The sequence below is a fragment of the Pseudomonas sp. B3G-3 genome (assembly GCF_028640915.1).
GTDB classification, from domain to species: Bacteria; Pseudomonadota; Gammaproteobacteria; order Pseudomonadales; family Pseudomonadaceae; genus Aquipseudomonas; species Aquipseudomonas chlororaphis_I.
Window position 1 is genome coordinate 1 of sequence record NZ_JAQZAB010000007.1, and the last position, 277, is coordinate 277.

Here is a 277-nt window from a genome sequence, read left to right on the forward strand (position 1 = left end):
GGAGATGTCGACGGCGGCATTGGTCTCGGTCAGGTTGGCGATGTCGGCGGACAGCACGGCCGCATCATTGGTGCCGAGGATATGCACGGTGACCGAAGTGAGGGTGCCATCGGCACTGCTCACGGCGAAGGTGTCGGTGTAGGTGGTGCTGGCGGCGAACTCGTTGTGGGCGGAGTCGGCGACGTAGGTCCAGGCACCGCTGGTGTCGATGGAGAACTTGCCGTAGTTGCCAGCGGTGTCGGTTTGGGCAATGAAGGTTGCGGCGCTGTCGACGTCG

Annotated in this window: 1 protein-coding gene; it reads right to left on the minus strand. The window is 63.9% G+C overall.

Annotation, left to right across the window (positions count from 1 at the left end; all coding sequences use genetic code 11):
- Positions 1–277, minus strand: a 277-nt coding sequence (locus PVZ80_RS00145) for a VCBS domain-containing protein (RefSeq protein ID WP_273863269.1), incomplete at both ends; no start/stop codon positions are given.